The organism is Rhodococcus sp. Q1, from assembly GCF_004153645.1.
In the GTDB taxonomy this organism is placed as follows: Bacteria; Actinomycetota; Actinomycetes; order Mycobacteriales; family Mycobacteriaceae; genus Rhodococcus; species Rhodococcus gordoniae.
The window spans coordinates 13,882-33,849 of sequence record NZ_SDMJ01000004.1 but is presented as its reverse complement, the minus strand read 5'-3'; the positions used below and the strand labels follow the sequence as shown (position 1 = coordinate 33,849).

Annotated in this window: 18 protein-coding genes; 8 read left to right on the top strand and 10 right to left on the bottom strand. The window is 69.2% G+C overall.

From position 1 onward, the window contains the following. Positions 1 to 44 precede the first annotated feature (44 nt). The 3 genes from glyA (at position 45) to EQ874_RS12380 (ending at position 3,877) form a co-directional block, all read left to right on the top strand. A complete protein-coding gene (gene glyA / locus EQ874_RS12390) occupies positions 45 to 1,340 on the top strand; it encodes a serine hydroxymethyltransferase (RefSeq protein ID WP_129976960.1) in 1,296 nt (431 codons plus the stop codon). A 162-nt stretch (positions 1,341 to 1,502) separates the two neighbouring features. Further along, positions 1,503 to 2,189 (top strand): isochorismatase family protein, encoded by a 687-nt coding sequence (locus EQ874_RS12385; protein ID WP_129976959.1) that lies wholly within the window; start codon positions 1,503 to 1,505, stop codon positions 2,187 to 2,189. A gap of 335 nt (positions 2,190 to 2,524) precedes the next feature. Then, positions 2,525 to 3,877: a PhoH family protein gene (locus EQ874_RS12380; RefSeq protein WP_081494094.1), complete on the top strand. Its 1,353-nt coding sequence runs from the start codon at positions 2,525 to 2,527 to the stop codon at positions 3,875 to 3,877. Between the two features lie 55 nt (positions 3,878 to 3,932). Here EQ874_RS12380 and EQ874_RS12375 read toward each other — a convergent pair whose 3' ends face one another. Beyond that, a complete protein-coding gene (locus EQ874_RS12375) occupies positions 3,933 to 4,358 on the bottom strand; it encodes a carboxymuconolactone decarboxylase family protein (protein ID WP_064064596.1) in 426 nt (141 codons plus the stop codon). Between the two features lie 69 nt (positions 4,359 to 4,427). After that, positions 4,428 to 4,850 (bottom strand): limonene-1,2-epoxide hydrolase family protein, encoded by a 423-nt coding sequence (locus tag EQ874_RS12370; RefSeq protein WP_129976958.1) that lies wholly within the window; start codon positions 4,848 to 4,850, stop codon positions 4,428 to 4,430. A gap of 161 nt (positions 4,851 to 5,011) precedes the next feature. Here EQ874_RS12370 and EQ874_RS12365 point away from each other — a divergent pair, with 161 nt between their 5' ends. Next, on the top strand, positions 5,012 to 5,602 hold the full coding sequence (locus EQ874_RS12365) for an esterase (RefSeq protein WP_242496753.1): 591 nt from the start codon (positions 5,012 to 5,014) through the stop codon (positions 5,600 to 5,602). A gap of 123 nt (positions 5,603 to 5,725) precedes the next feature. On the opposite strand, the gene EQ874_RS12360 is transcribed toward EQ874_RS12365, so the two are convergent. Then, complete coding sequence (locus tag EQ874_RS12360; RefSeq protein ID WP_129976957.1) at positions 5,726 to 7,141, bottom strand: class II fumarate hydratase; 1,416 nt, start codon at positions 7,139 to 7,141, stop codon at positions 5,726 to 5,728. Between the two features lie 91 nt (positions 7,142 to 7,232). Continuing rightward, a complete protein-coding gene (gene glpX / locus EQ874_RS12355; protein WP_016693944.1) occupies positions 7,233 to 8,267 on the bottom strand; it encodes a class II fructose-bisphosphatase in 1,035 nt (344 codons plus the stop codon). A 182-nt stretch (positions 8,268 to 8,449) separates the two neighbouring features. Between glpX and EQ874_RS12350 the strand changes: the two genes are divergently transcribed. Continuing rightward, complete coding sequence (locus tag EQ874_RS12350; RefSeq protein ID WP_084421853.1) at positions 8,450 to 9,019, top strand: DUF4245 domain-containing protein; 570 nt, start codon at positions 8,450 to 8,452, stop codon at positions 9,017 to 9,019. A 21-nt stretch (positions 9,020 to 9,040) separates the two neighbouring features. Here the strand turns inward: EQ874_RS12350 and EQ874_RS12345 are convergent, their stop codons facing one another. From EQ874_RS12345 to EQ874_RS12335, 3 genes are read right to left on the bottom strand one after another with little or no spacing between them, the layout of a single operon-like run. Beyond that, positions 9,041 to 9,292, bottom strand: a complete 252-nt coding sequence (locus EQ874_RS12345) for an exodeoxyribonuclease VII small subunit (RefSeq protein WP_016933353.1) — start codon at positions 9,290 to 9,292, stop codon at positions 9,041 to 9,043. Continuing rightward, positions 9,289 to 10,554, bottom strand: a complete 1,266-nt coding sequence (xseA, locus tag EQ874_RS12340; RefSeq protein ID WP_129976956.1) for an exodeoxyribonuclease VII large subunit — start codon at positions 10,552 to 10,554, stop codon at positions 9,289 to 9,291. Before xseA ends, EQ874_RS12345 begins: the two co-directional genes overlap by 4 nt. Next, positions 10,551 to 11,225, bottom strand: a complete 675-nt coding sequence (locus EQ874_RS12335) for a lipid droplet-associated protein (RefSeq protein WP_129976955.1) — start codon at positions 11,223 to 11,225, stop codon at positions 10,551 to 10,553. The genes xseA and EQ874_RS12335 overlap by 4 nt, the downstream gene beginning before the upstream one ends. A gap of 100 nt (positions 11,226 to 11,325) precedes the next feature. On the opposite strand from EQ874_RS12335, the gene EQ874_RS12330 reads away from it, so the two are divergent. Next, positions 11,326 to 12,327: a 4-hydroxy-3-methylbut-2-enyl diphosphate reductase gene (locus tag EQ874_RS12330; protein WP_064064589.1), complete on the top strand. Its 1,002-nt coding sequence runs from the start codon at positions 11,326 to 11,328 to the stop codon at positions 12,325 to 12,327. Positions 12,328 to 12,406: 79 nt separating this feature from the next. On the opposite strand, the gene EQ874_RS12325 is transcribed toward EQ874_RS12330, so the two are convergent. Together EQ874_RS12325 and EQ874_RS12320 are read right to left on the bottom strand one after the other, a co-directional pair. After that, positions 12,407 to 13,282 carry a DUF6542 domain-containing protein gene (locus EQ874_RS12325; protein ID WP_242496752.1) on the bottom strand — a complete coding sequence of 292 codons (876 nt, stop codon included), beginning with the start codon at positions 13,280 to 13,282 and terminating at the stop codon, positions 12,407 to 12,409. 24 nt (positions 13,283 to 13,306) lie between these two features. Continuing rightward, positions 13,307 to 14,470 (bottom strand): DNA recombination protein RmuC, encoded by a 1,164-nt coding sequence (locus tag EQ874_RS12320; RefSeq protein ID WP_129976954.1) that lies wholly within the window; start codon positions 14,468 to 14,470, stop codon positions 13,307 to 13,309. Between the two features lie 77 nt (positions 14,471 to 14,547). Between EQ874_RS12320 and EQ874_RS12315 the strand changes: the two genes are divergently transcribed. Both EQ874_RS12315 and EQ874_RS12310 read left to right on the top strand, forming a co-directional pair. Then, on the top strand, positions 14,548 to 15,726 hold the full coding sequence (locus tag EQ874_RS12315; protein WP_129976953.1) for an exonuclease SbcCD subunit D: 1,179 nt from the start codon (positions 14,548 to 14,550) through the stop codon (positions 15,724 to 15,726). After that, positions 15,723 to 18,701 (top strand): SMC family ATPase, encoded by a 2,979-nt coding sequence (locus EQ874_RS12310; protein WP_129976952.1) that lies wholly within the window; start codon positions 15,723 to 15,725, stop codon positions 18,699 to 18,701. Before EQ874_RS12315 ends, EQ874_RS12310 begins: the two co-directional genes overlap by 4 nt. Positions 18,702 to 18,708: 7 nt before the next feature. On the opposite strand, the gene EQ874_RS12305 is transcribed toward EQ874_RS12310, so the two are convergent. Then, the gene (locus tag EQ874_RS12305) at positions 18,709 to 19,950 is read right to left on the bottom strand and encodes an AI-2E family transporter (protein ID WP_129976951.1); all 1,242 of its coding nucleotides are present in this window, start codon (positions 19,948 to 19,950) and stop codon (positions 18,709 to 18,711) included. Between the last annotated feature and the right edge of the window lie 18 nt (positions 19,951 to 19,968).

The following is a 19,968-nucleotide window of genomic DNA, read 5'->3' as shown; positions in this document are numbered from 1 at the left end:
ACTGGAGGTCGTATCCCTGACGCCCTCTGCTTGGAGAGATCTCGATGACCGCTGCGCCCGGCGCCGACGTGAACACTGCCGCACTGAACGACCTCGACCCGGAGGTCGCCGAGGCCATGGCCGGCGAGTTGTCGCGTCAGCGCGACACGCTCGAGATGATCGCGTCGGAGAACTTCGTGCCGCGCGCCGTGCTGCAGGCCCAGGGCAGCGTCCTGACCAACAAGTACGCCGAGGGTTACCCCGGCCGCCGCTACTACGGCGGCTGCGAGAACGTCGACATCGTCGAGGACCTCGCCCGTAACCGCGCCAAGGAGCTGTTCGGCGCCGAGTTCGCGAACGTCCAGCCGCACTCGGGCGCGCAGGCGAACGCCGCGGTGCTCATGGCGCTGATGACGCCCGGCGAGAAGCTGCTCGGCCTCGACCTCGCGCACGGCGGCCACCTCACGCACGGCATGAAGCTCAACTTCTCCGGCAAGCTGTACGATGTCGCGTCCTACGGGGTCAGCAAGGACGACCACCGTATCGACATGGACGAGGTCCGCGACATCGCCGTGCGCGAGAAGCCCAAGGTCATCGTCGCCGGCTGGTCCGCCTACCCGCGTCACGAGGACTTCGCGGCCTTCCGCTCCATTGCCGACGAGGTCGGTGCGTACCTGTGGGTCGACATGGCGCACTTCGCCGGCCTGGTCGCCGCGGGACTGCACCCCTCGCCCGTGCCCTATGCCGACGTCGTCTCCACCACCGTGCACAAGACCCTCGGTGGTCCGCGTTCCGGCCTGATCCTCGCCAAGCGGGAGTGGGCGAAGAAGATCAACTCGGCTGTCTTCCCCGGTCAGCAGGGCGGACCGCTGATGCACGCCATCGCTGCGAAGGCCGTCGCGCTGAAGATCGCCGCCGGCGACGAGTTCAAGGACCGTCAGCAGCGCACCCTGTCCGGTGCCCGGATCATCGCCGAGCGCCTGTCGCAGTCCGATGTCGCCGACAAGGGCATCTCGGTGCTCACCGGCGGCACCGACGTGCACCTGGTCCTGGTCGACCTGCGCAACTCGCAGCTCGACGGCCAGCAGGGTGAGGACGCGCTCCACGAGGTCGGCATCACCGTCAACCGCAACGCCGTGCCGTTCGACCCGCGGCCCCCGATGGTCACCTCGGGTCTGCGCATCGGCACTCCGGCGCTCGCGACCCGCGGTTTCGGCGACGAACAGTTCACCGAGGTCGCCGAGATCATCGCGCAGACGCTCATCGGGGGCGCCGACGCCGAGTCGCTGCGCACCCGCGTGAGCGCCCTGGCACAGTCCGTGCCGCTGTACGAGGGCCTCGAGGACTGGCGTCTGATCTGACGGTTTCCTCCTGTCGCCGACCGGCCCGCACCGACCTTCGGTGCGGGCCGGTCGCGTATCCGGGACGGGACGCATCCCACCGCGCGAGTTGGTTAGGGTAGCCTACGCATGCCGACATCGTCGGCCGTCGCACGTGCACCCCGACCAGCAGAAGGAAGTCGCATGGCCATCCCGAGCATCGATCCGTACGAGTTGCCCACCGGCGACGAGATTCCCGCTGCTCGGGTGGAGTGGACGCTCGATGCGTCCCGCTGCGCACTGCTCGTCCACGACATGCAGAAGTACTTCATCGACGCCTACCGTCGCGACGCAGAGCCGCTCGCGACCGTCGTGCCCAACATCGTTCGCCTCCGTGAAGCGTGCCTGGCCGCCGACATCCCCGTCGTCTACACCATGCAGCCCGGCGACCAGCATCCGTCGCGTCGCGGCATCCTCGCCGACTTCTGGGGCGTCGGCCTGAGCACCGGTCGTGACACCGAGATCATCGACGAACTCACACCCGGCCCGAACGACATCCAGGTCACCAAGTGGCGGTACTCGGCGTTCCAGCGCACCGACTTCCGTCAGCTGCTCGCGCACAACGGCCGCGACCAGCTGATCGTCACCGGTGTCTACGCCCACATGGGCTGCATGCTCAGCGCCGCCGACGCCTTCATGAGCGACGTGGCACCGTTCATGGCCCTCGACGCCACCGCCGACTTCTCCCGCGACGAGCACCTCACGGCGCTGCAGTACGTCGCGAAGCGGGTCGGCCGGGTCGAGACCACGAACGCACTGATCGAATCGATCGCCGCGTCGGCGCGTTGCCGCGACCGCGAGGCCGAAGAACTCACCGCGTCGCTGCGCTGACCCGAATCCGGATTTCGGTCGATCCGACCCCGGCGAGCGGGGTCGGATCGACGACGTTCGTGCGTACCTCTGAGGCGCACGAACACTCCCGAGACGACGTTTACGGAAACTTCACCGACACGCATACTCCACCAGCGAGCGAATCGTCCGGATCGGCGTTAGCGTCTGGGGTGTAGGCGGCGCAGGTGCCGACTACACGGGAGGTCCCTGATCGTGTGGCTGACACAGTCCGAACGAGGGGGCCGGCACCGGGCCTTCGTGGTCGTGACGACACCGGGGACCCACCGGCCCACCGAATACGTCCGGGCGGTGCCGTCCGGGCCGAGGAGCCCCACGTGAACGCAACACGCTCCGTCCCCACCCGCTCCGGTCCTGCCGCTGCGAAAGAACCCGCTGTACGCACCTACGTACTGGACACTTCAGTGTTGCTCTCCGACCCTTGGGCGGTCACCAGGTTCGCCGAGCACGAAGTCGTCCTTCCGCTGGTGGTGATCGGCGAACTCGAAGGCAAGCGGCACCACCACGAACTCGGCTGGTTCGCCCGCGAATCCCTCCGGCTGCTCGACGACCTGCGGCAGCGGCACGGACGCCTCGATCAGCCCATCCCCATCGGGGACGAGGGGGGCACCCTGCACGTGGAGCTCAACCACACCGATCCGATGGTCCTGCCCGCCGGATTCCGCACCGACACCAACGACTCCCGCATCCTCGCGTGCGCCCTGAACCTGGCCACCGAGGGACGCGACGTGGTGCTCGTCAGCAAGGACATCCCGTTACGCGTCAAGGCCGGGGCCGTCGGCCTCGACGCCGACGAGTACCACGCCCAGGACGTGGTGATCTCGGGATGGACGGGCATGACCGAACTCGAGGTCGATCGGGAGCTCATCGACGAGATGTTCTCCGAGGGCATCGTCGACATCGACGACGCTCGGGATCTGCCGTGCCACACGGGGATCAGGCTCCTCGGCGGTTCCTCCAGCGCACTCGGCCGGGTCACCGCCGACAAGCGGGTGCAGCTCGTCCGCGGCGACCGGGAGGCGTTCGGACTGCACGGACGCTCCGCCGAACAGCGCGTCGCCCTCGACCTGCTGCTCGACGAATCCGTCGGCATCGTCTCCCTCGGCGGCAAGGCCGGAACCGGAAAGTCCGCGCTGGCACTGACGGCCGGACTCGAAGCCGTCCTGGAAAGACGAACCCACCGCAAGGTGGTGGTCTTCCGGCCGCTCTACGCGGTCGGCGGACAGGAACTCGGCTATCTTCCGGGTACGGAGGCCGAGAAGATGAATCCGTGGGGCCAGGCGGTCTTCGACACCCTCGAAGGACTCGCCAGCCCGGCGGTGCTCGAAGAGGTGCTCAGCCGCGGAATGCTGGAAGTGCTGCCGCTCACGCACATTCGTGGCCGGTCGCTGCACGATTCGTTCGTCGTCGTCGACGAGGCGCAATCGCTCGAACGCAACGTGCTGCTCACCGTCCTGTCGCGGCTCGGTGCGGGATCGCGCGTCGTGCTCACCCACGACGTCGCCCAGCGCGACAACCTGCGTGTCGGCCGGCACGACGGTGTCGCGGCGGTCATCGAGAAACTCAAGGGGCATCCGTTGTTCGCACACGTCACGCTCACGCGCAGTGAGCGCTCGCCGATCGCGGCGCTGGTGACGGAGATGCTCGAGGAGTTCGCTCCGGGCGCCTGAACCCCGAGCTCGATCGAACGGCGCGTCCGGCATCCCGCCGGGCGCGCCGTCGTCGTCAGGCCTCGTCGGAGGCGGTCTTCTCGGAGAGGGGGCCGAGTTCGGCCTCGAGGACTTCCTGGACCACGCGCATCGCGGCGAGTCCGGCGGGGGCACCGCAGTACGCCGAGCAGTGGATGACGGATTCGACGATCTCCGCGCGGCCGAGCCCGTTGCGCAGCGCTCCGCGGACGTGGCCGCGCAACTCGTTCTCGGCACGCAACGCGATGAGCATGCCGAGGTTGAGCAGGCTGCGGCTGCGCCGGTCGAGACCGGGGCGCGACCACACGGCACCCCAGGCGTGTTCGGTGACGAATTCCTGCATCGCCTCGGAGTCGGTGCCGCGGGAGCGTTCGAACGCTCGCTCGACGAAGTCGTCACCCATCACTTCGCGCCGGATCTCCAGACCCGTCGTGAATCCCGGAGTGTGCTCGGCGTCGGACATGTCATCGCTCCCTGCTGATCCGTCACCGAACGGTTCGGTGACGAACGGATTCTATGCGGGCGTCGACGATCAGGAACGACGTAGTACGGCGCGCAGTACCCCCACGGCGGTGCCGCGGAGGAAGGTGAGGACGTCGAAGTGGTCGTCCCACACGGCGATCCGTCCGTCGCGTAACTCGAAGGTGCCGCACACCCAGAACTCGATGCGCACCGGACCGAAACGCAGGCTGTCGGTGCGCTCGGTGAGCACGATGTCGCCGTCGGCCGCGATGTGGTGGACGACGACACCGAATCCCACCGCAGGTCGTGCGAGACCGGCGAGGATCTGCCGCACCCGGGAAGCGCCGCGGATGGTGGGGAGCCAGGTGTTGTGCCACGCGATGTCGTCGGTGATCAGCGAGGCGGCGCGGTCGATGTCCTCCGCGGCCGTCGCCTCCAGGAAGTCGGTCACCGTCGCGACGGCGTTCTGTCCGGTGGCGGTCGGTGTGCTCATCGCTCTCCTCGGCGTCGGCTGCGTCGCATGGTAACGGGCACGGACCGGTGGTGGAACCGGATTCGCCCATGCCACAGAATCGCCCGAAACCGGGTTGTGTCGCGGGCGAGTCGGGCACCCTGACATCAGGTACCCGTCCTCACAGCGACAGGAGCGAACCGATGAAGCGAATTCCCCGACGCAGAGCGGCGTTGGTGGCGGCCGCGGCGGCGGTCGGACTGGTCGTCGCAGGCTGCAGCGACGACCGATCGGCGGAGGACACGGTGGACAGCGCGACCAGCGCGGTCCAGTCTGCCGCGGAGGGCGTGGCGTCCGGGGCGCAGAGCGCCGTCGAATCGATCACACAGGGCGACGATTCGCCCGAGGCCTCGGAACCCGCAGCGGATCAGTCCAGCGCCGTGCCCGGTCCGGGCGGTGAGCAGGTCGAACTCAGCGGACCTATCCTGCAGAAGTACAACGAGGTCGGTGGTGCGTCGAGCCCCCTCGGTGCGGCGACCGGTGAGCAGGAAGAGGTCGGCGACGGCTACGTCGCGGAGTTCGAGGGCGGCATCATCGCGTGGAGTCCCGATACCGATTCCCACATCGTGTGGGGTGAGATCCGCACGGCCTGGGAGGCCGCGGGCGGTGCCGGTGGCGACCTGGGCTTCCCGATCAGTGACGAGGAAAAGAACGCCGACGGTGCGAGGAGCAACTTCCAGTTCGGGTACATCACCTGGTCGCCCCGAGCCGGGACCGAGGTGGTCCAGGAGTGAGGTGACTCCCGGTGAGCCCTTGCTGTTCGCTCACGTCTTCGCCATCCGCTACAGCAAGTTGCTGTAGCGGATGGCGGAATTCGTAGCGAATGCAGACGGCTCTGTCGGTCGGAACTCTGCGGGTCAGGACTCCTCGTCCACCCGCGTCATCGCCAGGACGTCGAGGCGGCGGTCCAGTTCCTCCTCGCTCAGGCGGTCGCCGACGAGGCCGCGGTCCACGACGGCCTGACGGATCGTCTTCTTCTCCTTCAGAGCCTCCTTGGCGACGGCCGCGGCCTCCTCGTAGCCGATCGCCGAGTTGAGGGGAGTGACGATCGAGGGCGACGACTCCGCCAGCGTGCGCAGATGTTCGACGTTCGCGACCAGCCCGGTGATGCAGCGATCGGCGAACAGCCGGGAGACGTTGGCGAGCAGCCGAATCGACTCGAGGACGTTCCGCGCCATGACCGGAATGTAGACGTTGAGTTCGAAGGCTCCCGCCGCACCGCTCCACGCCACGGTGGCGTCGTTGCCCACGACCTGCGCGGCGACCTGCGTAACTGCTTCGGGGAGAACGGGATTGACCTTACCCGGCATGATCGAGCTGCCGGGCTGCAGATCGGGGAGCCGGATCTCGGCCAGGCCGGTGAGCGGACCGGATCCCATCCAGCGGATGTCGTTGGCGATCTTCGTCAGCGACACGGCGACGGTGCGCAGCGCACCGGAGACCTCGACCAGGGCGTCACGTGCGGCCTGCGCCTCGAAACTGTCGCGGGCCCGCTGCAGATCCTCGAGTCCGGTGGTCTCGACGAGCACGGCCACTACGCGCGGACCGAAATCCGCCGGCGCATTGAGTCCCGTGCCGACCGCGGTGCCACCGATCGGCAGTTCGCCGAGGCGGGGGAGTGTCGCACGCAGACGTTCGATCCCGGCCTCGATCTGACGGGCGTATCCACCGAATTCCTGGCCCAGGGTCACCGGGACCGCATCCATCAGATGGGTGCGGCCGGACTTGACGACGGTGCGCCACTCCTTCGCCTTCCCGGCGAGGGCTCCGTGCAGGTGCTCGAGGGCAGGGATCAGGTCCCTGACCGTCGCCTCGGTCGCAGCGACATGCGTCGCGGTGGGGAAGGTGTCGTTCGACGACTGCGACATGTTCACGTCGTCGTTGGGGTGGACCGTGACCCCGGCCTTCGCGGCGAGTGAGGCGATGACCTCGTTGGTGTTCATGTTCGAACTCGTGCCCGAACCGGTCTGGAAGACGTCGATCGGGAACTGGTCGTCGTATTCGCCGGCGGCGATCGCATCGGCGGCGGCGATGATCGCATCGGCCCTCTCCGGATCGAGCAGACCCAGGTCCTTGTTCACCCGGGCGCAGGCGCTCTTGAGCAGACCGAGCGCGCGGATCTGTGCGCGTTCGAGTCCGCGCCCCGAGATCGGGAAGTTCTCCACGGCGCGCTGCGTCTGGGCGCGCCACAAGGCGTCGACCGGAACCTGGACCTCGCCCATCGTGTCGCGTTCGATACGGAACTGCTGAGAAGACTGTTCGGTGTCGGTCATGTCCTCCACGTTATGCCGCCGGAACGAACGAGGAGGGGCACTGCGACGAGAACTCGTGGCAGTGCCCCTCCTCGGGAGCGATCGGTGGCGATCAGGGCATGGGAGGCGGCGAGCCGGCGACACCGTGGAAGTCGATGGACGAGAACTCACTGAGCTTCTGCAGACGGTGGTACGCCTCGATCATGCGCACCGTGCCCGACTTGCTGCGCATCACGATCGACTGCGTCTCCGCGCCACCCGCGGAGTAGCGGACACCGCGGAGCAGCTCGCCGTCGGTGACGCCGGTCGCACAGAAGAAGATATTCTCGCCCGTGACGAGATCGGTGGTGGTCAGGACGCGATCGAGATCGTGTCCGGCGTCGATCGCCTTCTGACGCTCGGCGTCGTCCTTCGGCGCCAGGCGACCCTGCAGCGCGCCGCCCATGCAGCGCATCGCGGCTGCGGCGATGATGCCCTCGGGGGTACCGCCGATGCCGAGCAGCATGTCGACACCCGAACCCGGACGTGCAGCGGCGATCGCACCGGCGACGTCGCCGTCGGAGATCAGACGGATGCGGGCACCCGCCTCACGCACCTCCTTGATGATCTGCGCGTGGCGCGGACGATCGAGGATCGTCACGGTAAGGTCGGCATGCGCGATGTTCTTCGCCTTCGCGACGCGGCGGATGTTCTCCGCGATCGGGGCGGTGATGTCGATGACGTCGGCGGCCTCGGGGCCGACGGCGATCTTCTCCATGTAGAACACGGCGGACGGGTCGAACATCGCACCGCGCTCGGCCACGGCGAGCACCGCGATCGCGCCGGGAGCACCCTTCGACATGAGTGTCGTGCCGTCGATCGGGTCGACCGCGACGTCGCACAGCGGACCGTCGCCGTTGCCGACCTCCTCGCCGTTGTAGAGCATGGGCGCTTCGTCCTTCTCGCCCTCACCGATCACGACGACACCCTGCATCGACACGGAGCTGACCATGTGGCGCATCGCGTCGACCGCGGCGCCGTCGCCGCCTTCCTTGTCGCCGCGCCCGACCCACCGGCCGGCCGCCATCGCCGCGGCCTCGGTGACGCGGACCAGTTCGAGTGCGAGGTTGCGGTCCGGCGCTTCGCGGCGTGGGGTGCTGGCCGTCATGGGCTACTGCCTCCTGGAGACTTTCGGTCGACGCGGGTTGCGCCGGCAGAGGGAGCGGTCGCCGAGGGCGTCCGCACGATCCGTGTGTGTCGCACGGCTATTGTCTCATCACGGCCGATGGTGTGGGCTGTCGGACCCGCCCGGCCTGAACATGCCTGTTCCGCAGCTGTCAGACTGGACGGGTGGCATCCAAGAAACCTCGCATCCTGCAAGACGGTCGCGATATGGCGTGGTCGTTGATCCCGCTGCTCGTGCTGATTCTGTTCATCGCCGCGATCGCCAGCCAGTGCGAGTTCAAGCCCGGCGGACCCACAGCGGGCCCGGTGCCGAGTTTCGACATCGATGCCGGTCTGAAGTACGACGCGACGGAACTCGCATTCCCCATCCGTCATCCCGAGGTCCCCGAGGGCTGGCAGCCCAACTCCGGCAGTCGCAGCATCGTCTCCGGTAACCAGGGCGGCGATTCGAGCACAGTCGGTTTCATCACTCCGGAGGGTCGCTACGTGCGGTTCACCCAGTCGGATGCCGGTGAGGACGAGCTGGTGCGATTCGTCGCCGGGGGAGCCCGCACCGCCACCGACAGCCGCTCGATCGAGGGGCACGACTGGGTGGTCTACGGCGGCGAGGGAGTCGAAGCGCTCTGGGTGTCCGACTTCGGCGACGTGCGCATCCTGATCGGCGGCTCCGGCGACGAGGCCGAGCTCACTGCGCTGGCCACCGCTGCGGGCAGGGCCGAACCGCTCGAACCCTGATCCGGGCCGGGGCGATCGAGGTCAGTCCTCGTCGTCTTCGTCCTCGTCGTCCGCGAGCGAGAGTGCCTGCTCGACGCGTTCGCGGGCGCCGGCGAGATGCTCCTCGCAGCGTTTCGCGAGGGCCTCGCCGCGTTCCCACAGCTGCAGAGAGTCGTCGAGGTCGAGTCCGCCCTGTTCGAGCATCTTCACGACGTTGACGAGTTCGTCCCGAGCTCGCTCGTAGCCGAACTCCCGCACATCGGCGTTCGCGTCGTCGGTTCCCGCGTTCGTCACTGTTCCTGTCTTCCTTGTCGTTCGTGTCCCATGACGGCGGCGCGGGCCGCGCCGTCCGCAACCCGCACCCGCAGCTGGGTGCCGATCGGCATCTCGCCGAGTGTGCGTACCACCTCCGGGTCGCTGCCCGGCACGATCCGCTGGACCACGGCGTAGCCACGCGCCAGGGTCGCCGCGGGGCCGAGGGTCCCCAGCCGCGCCCGCAGATGTTCGAGCGTCGACGACTCCGACGAGATCAGCCGGGTGACGTCGCGTCGTGCCGCCTGCTGCAGCCGCTCGAGTTCCTCGTATCGCCGGTCGAGGTCGCGGAACGGATCGGCCAGGACGGGACGCTCGCGCATCTGCGCGATGACGTGTTCCTCCCGGCGCACCCAGTTGCGCAGCGCCGCCGCCGACCGAGTCCTCAGCTCGTCGACCAGATCGAGTTCGGCGACGGCATCGGGCACGACGCGCTTCGCGGCATCGGTGGGGGTCGCGGCCCGCAGGTCGGCGACGTGATCGCACAACGGACTGTCGGGCTCGTGGCCGATCGCGCTGACCACGGGGGTCGTGCATGCGGCGATCGCGCGGCACAGCGCTTCGTCGGAGAACGGCAGCAGATCCTCGACGCTGCCACCGCCACGGGCAAGAACGATCACGTCGACGTCCGGATCGCTGTCGAGCGCCTCGAGAGCCTCGATGAGTTGTGTGACCGCGGTGGGGCCCTGCACCGTCGCGTGGCGAACGTCGAACCGCACGGCCGGCCAGCGACGCTGCGCGACCGACAGCACGTCGCGTTCGGCTGCGCTGCCGCGGCTGGTGACCAGGCCGACGCGGCGCGGCAGGAACGGCAAGGGTCGTTTCAACCGCGGGTCGAACAGGCCCTCGGCGGCGAGCAACGCGCGCAGCCGCTCGAGGCGCGCGAGCAGCTCCCCGATGCCGACGGCCCGGATCTCGGTGACCCGCAGCGCGAGGCTGCCGCGACCGGGCCAGAAGGTCATCTTCCCGAACATGATCACGCGGCTGCCCTCGGTGATCGGCACCCCCGACTGCTGCAGGAGCTGCGGTGAGCAGGTCACCTGCAGGGACATGTCCACCGACGGGTCGCGCAAGGTCAGGAACGCCGTCCGGGTGCCGGGACGGGCGTTGATCTGGGTGACCTGACCCTCGACCCAGATGGTGCCGAGCTTGTCGACCCACCCGGCAACCTTCTGGGCGACGGTGCGGACGGGCCAGGGCTGCTCCGCGGAGTTCGGTCGTCCCGCGTTCTGTCCGGCCGTCACTTGTTACGCGCGCTGGTGATCCGGTTCGACAGCATCGTCACGAACGGAGTACGCGCGGCGTGAGCATTCTCGTAGTCGAGCAACGCTGTGAGTTCGTCCACCGACAGCGTGCGCAGACGGGCCCGCAACTGGGCGAGGGTCAGCGAGTCGTAGTCGAGGTACTCGACGATCTCGGACCGGTCTCCGGAGGCCTCGGCGACCTTCGTGTCCGTGCCTTCGGCGGACTTCGTGCCGGCCTTCTCCGCTGCCACCTTCTTCTCGGGCGCTTTCGAGGTCGCCGCACCGGACTTCGCCGGTGTGACCGCCGTCTCGGCGGCAGGCGCATCGGTCTCGGTCTCCGGCGGGATCGAGTACAGGGCGAATCGGCCGGGAACGCCGTTCGACGCGGCATTCGTCGAGGGAGCGGCGTCGTCCGACGACGAGGAGCCGTCGTCGTCGAAGGTCGCCCACTGTGCGGTCTCGGCGGGCTCTCCTCCGAAGACCTCGAAGAACTGGTCGCCCTTGATGGCGAGCGAGGTCATCACCTGTTGCACCCGCATCGTCGTCTGCAGGATCTGGCTCACCGTCGTCATCGGCAACGACACGGCTGTGCTCGGCAGCTTGAGGGTCTCTTCGTACGCGGTGACAGCAACGCCGGCAGCCACCCGTGCCAGGAACGGTGGACGGATCATGCCCCAAGACTGCCCGATGATCGGCGTGATTGGTAGCCGGGTGAGCCCCTCGGTTGCGAGCTGGGAAGCCCCTCTCCGACGCGCCCCGTAGTCTGGAGGCATGTCTGCGCCTGTTCCACTCGAAGTCGGGATCACACGGTCCGCCGGTCCCTCTGCCTCCGGAAAGCGCGTTCTGCTCGCCGAGCCACGCGGTTACTGCGCCGGCGTCGATCGTGCGGTCGAGACGGTCGAGAAAGCGCTCGACAAGTACGGCGCGCCGATCTACGTCCGCAAGGAGATCGTCCACAACCGCCACGTCGTCGACACGCTTGCCGAACGCGGCGTGGTCTTCGTCGACGAGACCGACGAAGTGCCCGAAGGCGCCGTCCTCGTGTTCTCGGCGCACGGTGTGTCTCCCGCGGTCCACGAATCCGCCGCTGCCCGGCAGCTGCGCACCATCGACGCCACCTGCCCGCTGGTGACGAAGGTCCACCAGGAGGCCAAGCGTTTCGCCCGCGACGACTTCGACATCCTCCTCATCGGTCACGAAGGGCACGAGGAGGTCGAGGGAACCGCAGGTGAGGCCCCCGACCACGTGCAGCTCGTCGACGGCCCCGACGCCGTCGACTCGGTGACCGTGCGCGACCCGGAGAAGGTCATCTGGCTGTCCCAGACCACCCTGAGCGTCGACGAGACGATGCAGACCGTGCAGCGCCTGCGCGAGAAGTTCCCGCAGCTGCAGGATCCGCCGAGCGACGACATCTGCTACGCCACCCAGAACCGGCAGGTCGCGGTGAAGGCGATGGCGCCCGAGTGCGATCTGGTGATCGTCGTGGGGTCGCGGAATTCGTCCAACTCCGTGCGACTCGTCGAGGTGGCTCTCGGTGCAGGTGCCCGGGCGGCCCACCTGGTCGACTACGCCAAGGAGATCGATCCGGCCTGGCTCGAGGGCGTCGAGACCGTCGGTATCACCTCGGGTGCGTCGGTCCCCGAGATCCTCGTCCAGGGCGTCGTCCAGTTCCTCGACGAGCGCGGCTTCCACGACGTGCAGTCGGTGACGACCGCCAACGAGACCCTGGTGTTCGCCCTGCCGCGCGAACTGCGCGCGTCGCGTCGTTCCTGAACAGGTAGTCCCTGAAGCGAAGACGACCGGTCACCGCCGTGAATCGGCAGGTGACCGGTCGTCTTCGTCGTTGTGCCGGTCAGTCCTCGTAGCGGTCGCGGTACCGCACACGCGGGGGCTCGTAACTCTGCGTGGGTGCGGGTGCGGGTGCGGGTGCCGGACGGCCGGGTTCCGGCTCGGGTGCCGGACGGCGCCGCGGCTCGCGTCCCTCCGGCGGCACCGGATCGGCAGGTCGGGAAGCACGAGCACGCTGAGCAGATCCTTCGGCACGGACACGCTGTGCACGAGGAGCGGGCTGCTCGGCCGCCGGAGACTCGGGGCGGGCGCGGCGACGCGGACGGGTGTCGGCGACCTCCCGGACCGACGCCTTCGCGGCCGGCGTCCCCCGGCCCGGGGTGGCGGTCGACGGTCGTCCCCGGGTCGCGCGCCTGGTCGGACGGTCGTCCGCGGCTCGGGACGGGCGGTCCTTCGGGGCACGCGGCTTCGCGCGCTCGCGCGGCGCCCGGGCCCGCACCCCGGTGTTCTGGCGGGTCGCGAAGATCCGGAAACCGCCGATGGCCAAGACCAGGACGGTTGCCAGCAGCATCGCCGGGAAACGGTTCACCAGCGGATAGGCGACGTTGAGCGCGAGATCCTTCAAGCCACCGGTGCTGCCGGAGGAGACGAGTTCCTGACCGATCGGCACCGCGAGGAGCAGCAGCAGGGGCGGCTGGGCCATGGCCGTGAACAGTCCGCGATAGCGCACCGCCACCACGGCCGCGAGGCAGCCGAGCACATAGAAGACGGTGAACGCAGTGGTCAGTTCGTTCCCGCGTGCGCTGTCGAGCAGCACCCCGAGAAGCGTCGTTCCGGCTGCGATCGCCACGGCACCCCACCAGGGCACACCGGGCACCGTAGGCACCAACGACCGCATGTCGAGCGGCACCGCCGAACGTGCACGTTGGGTTGCAGACACAACGTAGACATTAGCGTGACGATGTCAGCTCGCTTCGTCGACAGGACCGTCCGCGACGGCTCGTTCTGTCAGGGTGCTGCGACGCGGCCACGCGTCGACACGCTGGACCTCGGGCACCTCACCGTCGAAGATCTCCAGGTCGTGGAGTTTGCGGGCCGTCACTCCCACCCGGGTGTCCATCGACGAGACCGTCAGGTTGAACGAATCGACCGCCTTGCCGAGCTGGTTGCCGAGCCGGTCGAGGTGCGAACCCACCACACCGAGCCGTTGGTACAGCTCACGGCCCAGCCGGTGGATGGTCGCCGCATCGCGGGAGAGTGCTTCCTGCCGCCAGGTGTGGGCGATCGTGCGCAGCAGGGCCACGAGCGTGGTCGGGGTGGCAAGGATGACGTTCCGGGCGAAGGCGTGCTCGAGCAGATCGGGATCGGCACCCAGCGCGGCGTCGAGGAACGGATCGCCCGGCACGAACAGCACGACGAACTCGGGCGTCGGGTCGAAGGACTCCCAGTAGGCCTTGCCCGACAGCTGGTCGACGTGGGTGCGCAGCTGCCGTGCGTGGCGCGTGAGGTGACGGTCGCGCTCGTCGGGATCCTCGGACTCGGCGGCATCCAGATAGGCTGCGAAGGGCACCTTCGCGTCGACGACGATCTGCTTGCCCCCGGCGAGGTAGACCACCAGGTCGGGGCGCATGCCGTCCTTGCTCACCTGGGTGTCGAAGTCGCAGTGCCGCACCATCCCGGCGAGCTCGACGACTCGTTCGAGCTGGATCTCGCCCCACCGTCCGCGCACCTGCGGCGCGCGCAGAGCGGTGACCAGCTGCTGGGTGCGTGTGGACAGCAGCTGCGACGCGCGGTGCATGCCTTCGACCTGCTCGCTCAACCCCGCGTAGGCGTGCACGCGGTTGTGTTCGACGTGCTCGACCTGCCGGGCGAGCGCCCCCACCGCCTCGTTCAGTGGGCCGACGAGTCGCGCCACCTGGTCGCCGATGGCACCGGACTGCCGCCTGGCGGCGTCCTCGCTCACCGCAGCGAGCGATTGGCGCAGCTGCTCCTCGTTGTCGCGCAGGGCCGCCAGCCGGGCCTCGGCACGGACTGCGCGTTCGCCGTCGCGGGAGGCTCGGAGCAGCCAGCCGAGCACCACCCCGAGACCGAGTGCGACGAGCAGGCCGAGTGCCGTGAGTGCTGTCATGGGGCGGATGATGCCGCATCGAGGCGACATCCACCCGGCATCCGGGGATGTCGGTCCTCTCCTCTACCGTCTGTGCCATGCGGATCCTGCACACCTCCGATTGGCACATCGGCCGCACTTTCCACGGTGTCGACCTGCTCGCCGACCAGGCGCGTGCGTTGCGGGCCGTCGCCGATCTCGTGGCCGAACGCGGGATCGACGTGGTGGTCGTGCCGGGCGACGTGTACGACCGGTCCATCCCCAGTTCCGATGCGGTGGCCGTGTGCAATGCAGGACTCGAGGCGATCCGCGAAGCGGGGGCGATCATCGTCGCCACCTCCGGCAACCATGATTCGCCGGTCCGGCTCGGGGCGGGGGCCGCCTTCGCAGCGCACGGCGGTCTGCACCTGATCACCCGCGTGTCGCAGATCGGCAGCCCGGTCGTCCTGCACGACGAACACGGCCCGGTCTGCTTCTACGGCATCCCGTATCTCGAGCCCGAGATCACCCGGGCCGAGCTCGGTGTCCCGGAGGCCCGCTCGCACCAGCAGATCCTCGACGCGGCGATGGAACGCGTGCACGCCGACGCCGCGGATCGCGACGGCCGCACCGTCGTCCTGGCCCACGCCTTCGTCGTCGGCGGCGAGCCCAGCGACTCCGAGCGGTCCATCTCCGTCGGTGGTGTCGAGACGGTCGCCGCGTCGTCGTTCGACGGCGCCGACTACGTCGCACTCGGTCATCTGCACTCCCCTCAGACCGTGAGCGAGACGGTCCGGTATTCGGGATCCCCGTTGCCGTACTCCTTCGGCGAGCGCTCGCACCGCAAGGCGGTGTTCGTCGTCGATCTCGACGCATCCGGTGCGGCGTCCGTCGAGCGTGTCGATCTTCCGGTGATCCGCGAACTCACCCGTCTCGAAGGCGAACTCGACGATCTGCTCGCCGATCCCGCGCATGCCGGGGTCGAGGAGCACTACGTCTCCGCGGTGCTGACCGACGCGATCCGCCCCCTCGATGCCATGCGTCGCCTGCAGGAGCGGTTCCCCTGTGCCGTGCATGTCGAATGGCAGCGACCGGCCGGGTCCACGGAGGGTAGCTATCGCGACAAGGTGCGCGGGCGCAGCGACCGCGACATCGCCGCGTCGTTCCTCACCGATGTGCGTTCCGAACCGTCCGAGCGCGAGCGCGACTGGATCGACGACGCGCTGAGGGAGGTCGACCGCCGTCGCGGTATCGGCGACGAGAACGGCGCGTCGTGGCGAACGGACGTGTCGGCATGAGACTGCACCACCTCGAGATCGCGGCCTTCGGTCCGTTCGCCGAGACCGTCGAGATCGACTTCGACGAACTCGGCGCCGACGGCCTGTTCCTGCTGCACGGTCGGACGGGCGCGGGTAAGACGTCGATCCTCGACGCGGTCGCATTCGCGCTCTACGGCACCGTCCCCGGGGCGCGTGCCGACGGCCGCCGGTTGCTGTCCGACCACGCGCGTGTAGGTGCGGTGCCGAAGGTCCGGCTCGAAGCGACCATCGCGGGTCGCCGGCTGTGCATCGAACGCAGCCCCGAGTTCGAGCGCCCGAAGCTGCGCGGCACCGGCACGATCAAGCAACAGGCCAAAGCCACTCTCACGTGGCTCGACGGGTCGGGGGAGAACCTGTCGCGGATCCCGGAGATCGGCGATGTCGTCAAGTCGCTGCTGGGGATGAGCGCCGAACAGTTCTTCCAGGTGGTGCTTCTGCCGCAGGGCGATTTCGCCCGGTTCCTGCGCGCAGGCAGCGAGGAGCGCGGCAGGCTGCTCGAGCGACTGTTCGACACCACCCGTTTCGGAGACGTCGAACAATGGTTCCGTGATCGCCGGGGAGCCGGGACGAAACTGCTTGCCGAGCAACAGAAGAAGGTCGAAGTACTCGCGGCGAAGGTCGCCGCGTCCGCCGGGATCGAAGCGGGCGCCGACGCCGACCCGGTGGAATGGGCCGGTCGGCTTCTCGCCGAGGCCGCGGAGAACCGCGACGCCGCCGCCGCGGCGCTCGCGCGGGTCCGCGCCGTCGACGAAGCCAATCGGCGCAGGCTCGACGAGGTCGTCGCTCTCGCCGACCGACTCCGCCAGCGCCGCGAGGCACTGAACGTCCTCGCCGAACTCGAGCAGACGCAGCCGCAGCGTGCCGCCATGGCGGCCGAACGCGACGCCGCGCATCGAGCGGTGGGTGTGACCGTCGTCGATCGGGAGGCCCACCGCCTCGCACGCGAGGCCGAGGCGGCTGCCGCCCGTGCCGAGGCCGCCGCGGTGCCGCTCGGGAACGACGACGAGGGTCGCGAACTGCTCGCCGTGATCGGGCCCACGCCGTCCGCCGCCGATCGCGACATCATCCGCCCACGCTGCGAGCAATGGTCCTCGGAGGCAGCGCGTCTCGAGGTCCTCCTCGACCGCCGGCGCCGCCTCGCCGAGATCGAAGCCGAGCGCGAGAATCGCGCCGGGCGCCGGCGTGCCCTCACCGACGAGCGGCAGCAGGTGATCGACGAGCGTGTCGCGCTGCCCGAGCGGTCGGCCGCCGCCGCCGATGCGGTCGCCGAGGCCGAGCGGGCAGCGGCCATGCTCGCGGGTCTGTCGACCGCACGCGCCCACGCCGCCGACGCACTCGAGGCAGCCGTCGAACTCGCTTCGCGCCGAACCGAACTCGATCGCCTCGAAGGCCGGGTGCTGCAGCTGCACTCCGAATTCAACGAGGCGCGCGCTGCGCACCTCGACGTCCGGCAACGGCGGATCGACGGGATGGCCGCCGAACTCGCGGCACGTCTCACCGACGGAGAACCGTGTGTGGTCTGCGGTTCCACCGAACATCCCGCGCCTGCCCGCCCGGCGCCCGACACCGCGACGAAGGCCGACGAAGAAGGCGCCCACGCCGCCGAGCAGCGCGCCGCCACCGCGCTGGCCGAGGCGCGCGAGGCCGCCACCGACCTCGCCGGGATCGTCGCCGTTCTCCGGCAGCGTTGCGGCGACGTCGAACTCGCCGAGCTCACCGCCGCCCACGCCGAGGCGGTTCGCGCCCACGACGAGGCCGCCACCGTTGCGGGCCGGCTCGACCACCTGCGCGCGGTGGTCGAGGATCTGCGCAAGCGCGACACCGTCCTGGCCGAGCAGGAGAAGCGGCTCGACGCCGAACTGTCGGATCTCGCCCGCGAGGACGCAGTCCGCGCCGCCGAGATCACCGAGATCACCGAGCGCATCGTCGAGGCCGTCGGCGACCTCGATCTGCTCGCCCCCCGGCGCAGGGCGGTCGCCGCGTTGTCCGCCGCCGCGACCGCACTTCTCGATGCCCGCACCGCAGCCCTCCAGGCGCGGACGGCCGCCGACGAGCGTGCCGCCGACGCCCGCACTGCTGCCGTCGAGGCGGGTTTCGCTCACCTGGACAGTGCTCTCGCCGCGGTCCGGCGGCCCGAGCGACTCGCGGAGATCGACCGCGTCCTGCGTGCTGCCGACGACGAACGCGCCGTCGCCGGCTCCACGCTGAACGACCCCGCGATCGCCGCCCTCAGCGGGGACGAGGTCGCCGACGTGACAGCGGCCCGCACGGTGGTGGACGACGGTGCCGCCGCGGTGGAAGCCGCTCTGAGTGCGGCCACCGAGGCCGAGCGCCGGCACCTCGACATCGAGACCTACACCCGGCGGCTCGAGCAGGCCTGCGCCGAACTCGCTCCGTTGCTCGACGAGCACGCCGAACTGTCCGCGCTCGCCGACGTCGTGGCCGGGATGGGCTCGAACGCCAAGAAGATGTCGCTCCGCTCGTACGTGCTCGCGGCACGACTCGAGGAGGTCGCCGACGCGGCCTCCGAACGGCTCCGCAGGATGTCCGGTGGCCGTTACGAATTCGTGCATTCCGACGCGGTCGAGAGCCGTGGCCGTCGCGGCGGTCTCGGCCTCGACATCCACGACGAGTACACCGGCGCCGTGCGGTCGACGAAGACGTTGTCGGGAGGGGAGTCCTTCCAGGCGTCGCTCGCGCTCGCCCTCGGGCTCGCCGACGTCGTCGCCGCCGAGGCCGGTGGGCTCGTGCTCGACACGATGTTCATCGACGAAGGGTTCGGCTCGCTCGACGCCGACTCCCTCGAGGCCGTCATGGGTGTGCTCGACGAACTACGCGCGGGAGGCCGCGTGGTGGGTGTGGTCAGTCACGTCGACGAGATGCGCCAGCGCATCCCGAGCAGGCTGCACGTGATCCGTGGCCGCTCGGGATCCACCGTCCGCGTGGCGAGCTGACCGTCCCTCACTCCTCGGAGGCGGCCGGCTCCGGCGGGGCAGGCTTGGCGTTCTTCGGATCGGGCACCGAGGTGTCGCCCGGAGCCGGCAGTGCCTTCGTCTCGTCCTCTCCCTCCCGGGCGCGTTCGTCGATCTGTTCGCCGATGTAGCGGATGACCACCGCGGCCACCGCCGCAACGGGTACGGCCAGGAACGCGCCGATGATGCCGAACAACGACGATCCCGCCGTCACCGCGAGCAGCACCACGGCCGCATGCAGATTCATCGACCGCGACTGCAGCACCGGCTGCAGCACGTTTCCCTCGATCTGCTGCACCGCGATGATGAGGACGAGCACGATGAGCGCCGTGGTGAAGCCGTTCGCGACGAGCGCCACCAACACGGCCAGCGCACCTGCGACGAACGCACCGACGATGGGTACGAACCCGCCGATGAACGTGAGGATCGCCAGCACCGGGGCGAGCGGCACTCCGAGGATCACCAGGCCGATACCGATGAACAGAGCGTCGATGAAGCTCACCAGGGCCTGGGTGCGGATGAACCCGCCGAGCGTGGTCCACATCCGCCTGAGGATCTCGTCGAAATGGCGTCCGGCGCGGCGGCCGCTCACCCTGCGCAGCCAGGGCAGGAACCGCGGGCCGTCCTTGATGAAGAAGAACGCCAGCACAAGGACGAGAGCGAGCGTGACGAGCAGCGAACCTGCCGTGCTCACGCCGGAGAACACACCCCCGGCGATCGTGGCGGCACTGCCCTGCACTCGCTCGACCACCGCGTGAACGGCATTGTCGAGCTGCTCGTCGCGCAGGTTGATCGGGGGTCCCTTCACCCACTCCTGCACGGTGTTGATGCCTTCGGTGGCCTTGTTGGCCAAGTCGGGCATCTGGGACACCACCGAGGGCACGATCCCGGCGATGATGCCGCCGACGACCGCGAAGAACATGACCAGGGTCAGGCCGGCCGCGCCGGCCGGCGGCACGCCACGTTTGGTCATGAAACGGGTGGGCGGCCACAGAATCGTGGAGACGACGATCGCGAGCGCGACCGGCAGCACGATCACCCACATCTTCTCGATGATCCAGCCGATCACCACGGCGGCAGCAGCGATGACGACGAGGCAGGCCGACCACTTGGCGAGCCAGATTCCGCCCGTGCCCAGCAGGCTTGCCCGGTCGGGTGTCACCGAAGGCTTATCACTGCTGTTGCCGCGGGGCGCGGTCTTCGATTCGGTCAACGACGGTCCTTCCGACATGTATCGAGCTCGATACCG

Bases quoted from the DNA above. Each gene is read 5' to 3' on its own strand.
- EQ874_RS12335 (WP_129976955.1), bottom strand. From the start codon at position 11,225: ATGATCCGTCCACCGTTCCTGGCACGGGTGGCTGCCGGCGTTGCTGTC.
- EQ874_RS12320 (WP_129976954.1), bottom strand. From the start codon at position 14,470: ATGACAGCACTCACGGCACTCGGCCTGCTCGTCGCACTCGGTCTCGGG.
- EQ874_RS12330 (WP_064064589.1), top strand. From the start codon at position 11,326: ATGTCTGCGCCTGTTCCACTCGAAGTCGGGATCACACGGTCCGCCGGT.
- EQ874_RS12310 (WP_129976952.1), top strand. From the start codon at position 15,723: ATGAGACTGCACCACCTCGAGATCGCGGCCTTCGGTCCGTTCGCCGAG.
- EQ874_RS12305 (WP_129976951.1), bottom strand. From the start codon at position 19,950: ATGTCGGAAGGACCGTCGTTGACCGAATCGAAGACCGCGCCCCGCGGC.
- glyA (WP_129976960.1), top strand. From the start codon at position 45: ATGACCGCTGCGCCCGGCGCCGACGTGAACACTGCCGCACTGAACGAC.
- EQ874_RS12360 (WP_129976957.1), bottom strand. From the start codon at position 7,141: ATGACCGACACCGAACAGTCTTCTCAGCAGTTCCGTATCGAACGCGAC.
- EQ874_RS12375 (WP_064064596.1), bottom strand. From the start codon at position 4,358: ATGTCCGACGCCGAGCACACTCCGGGATTCACGACGGGTCTGGAGATC.
- EQ874_RS12365 (WP_242496753.1), top strand. From the start codon at position 5,012: ATGAAGCGAATTCCCCGACGCAGAGCGGCGTTGGTGGCGGCCGCGGCG.
- EQ874_RS12385 (WP_129976959.1), top strand. From the start codon at position 1,503: ATGGCCATCCCGAGCATCGATCCGTACGAGTTGCCCACCGGCGACGAG.
- glpX (WP_016693944.1), bottom strand. From the start codon at position 8,267: ATGACGGCCAGCACCCCACGCCGCGAAGCGCCGGACCGCAACCTCGCA.
- EQ874_RS12370 (WP_129976958.1), bottom strand. From the start codon at position 4,850: ATGAGCACACCGACCGCCACCGGACAGAACGCCGTCGCGACGGTGACC.
- EQ874_RS12315 (WP_129976953.1), top strand. From the start codon at position 14,548: ATGCGGATCCTGCACACCTCCGATTGGCACATCGGCCGCACTTTCCAC.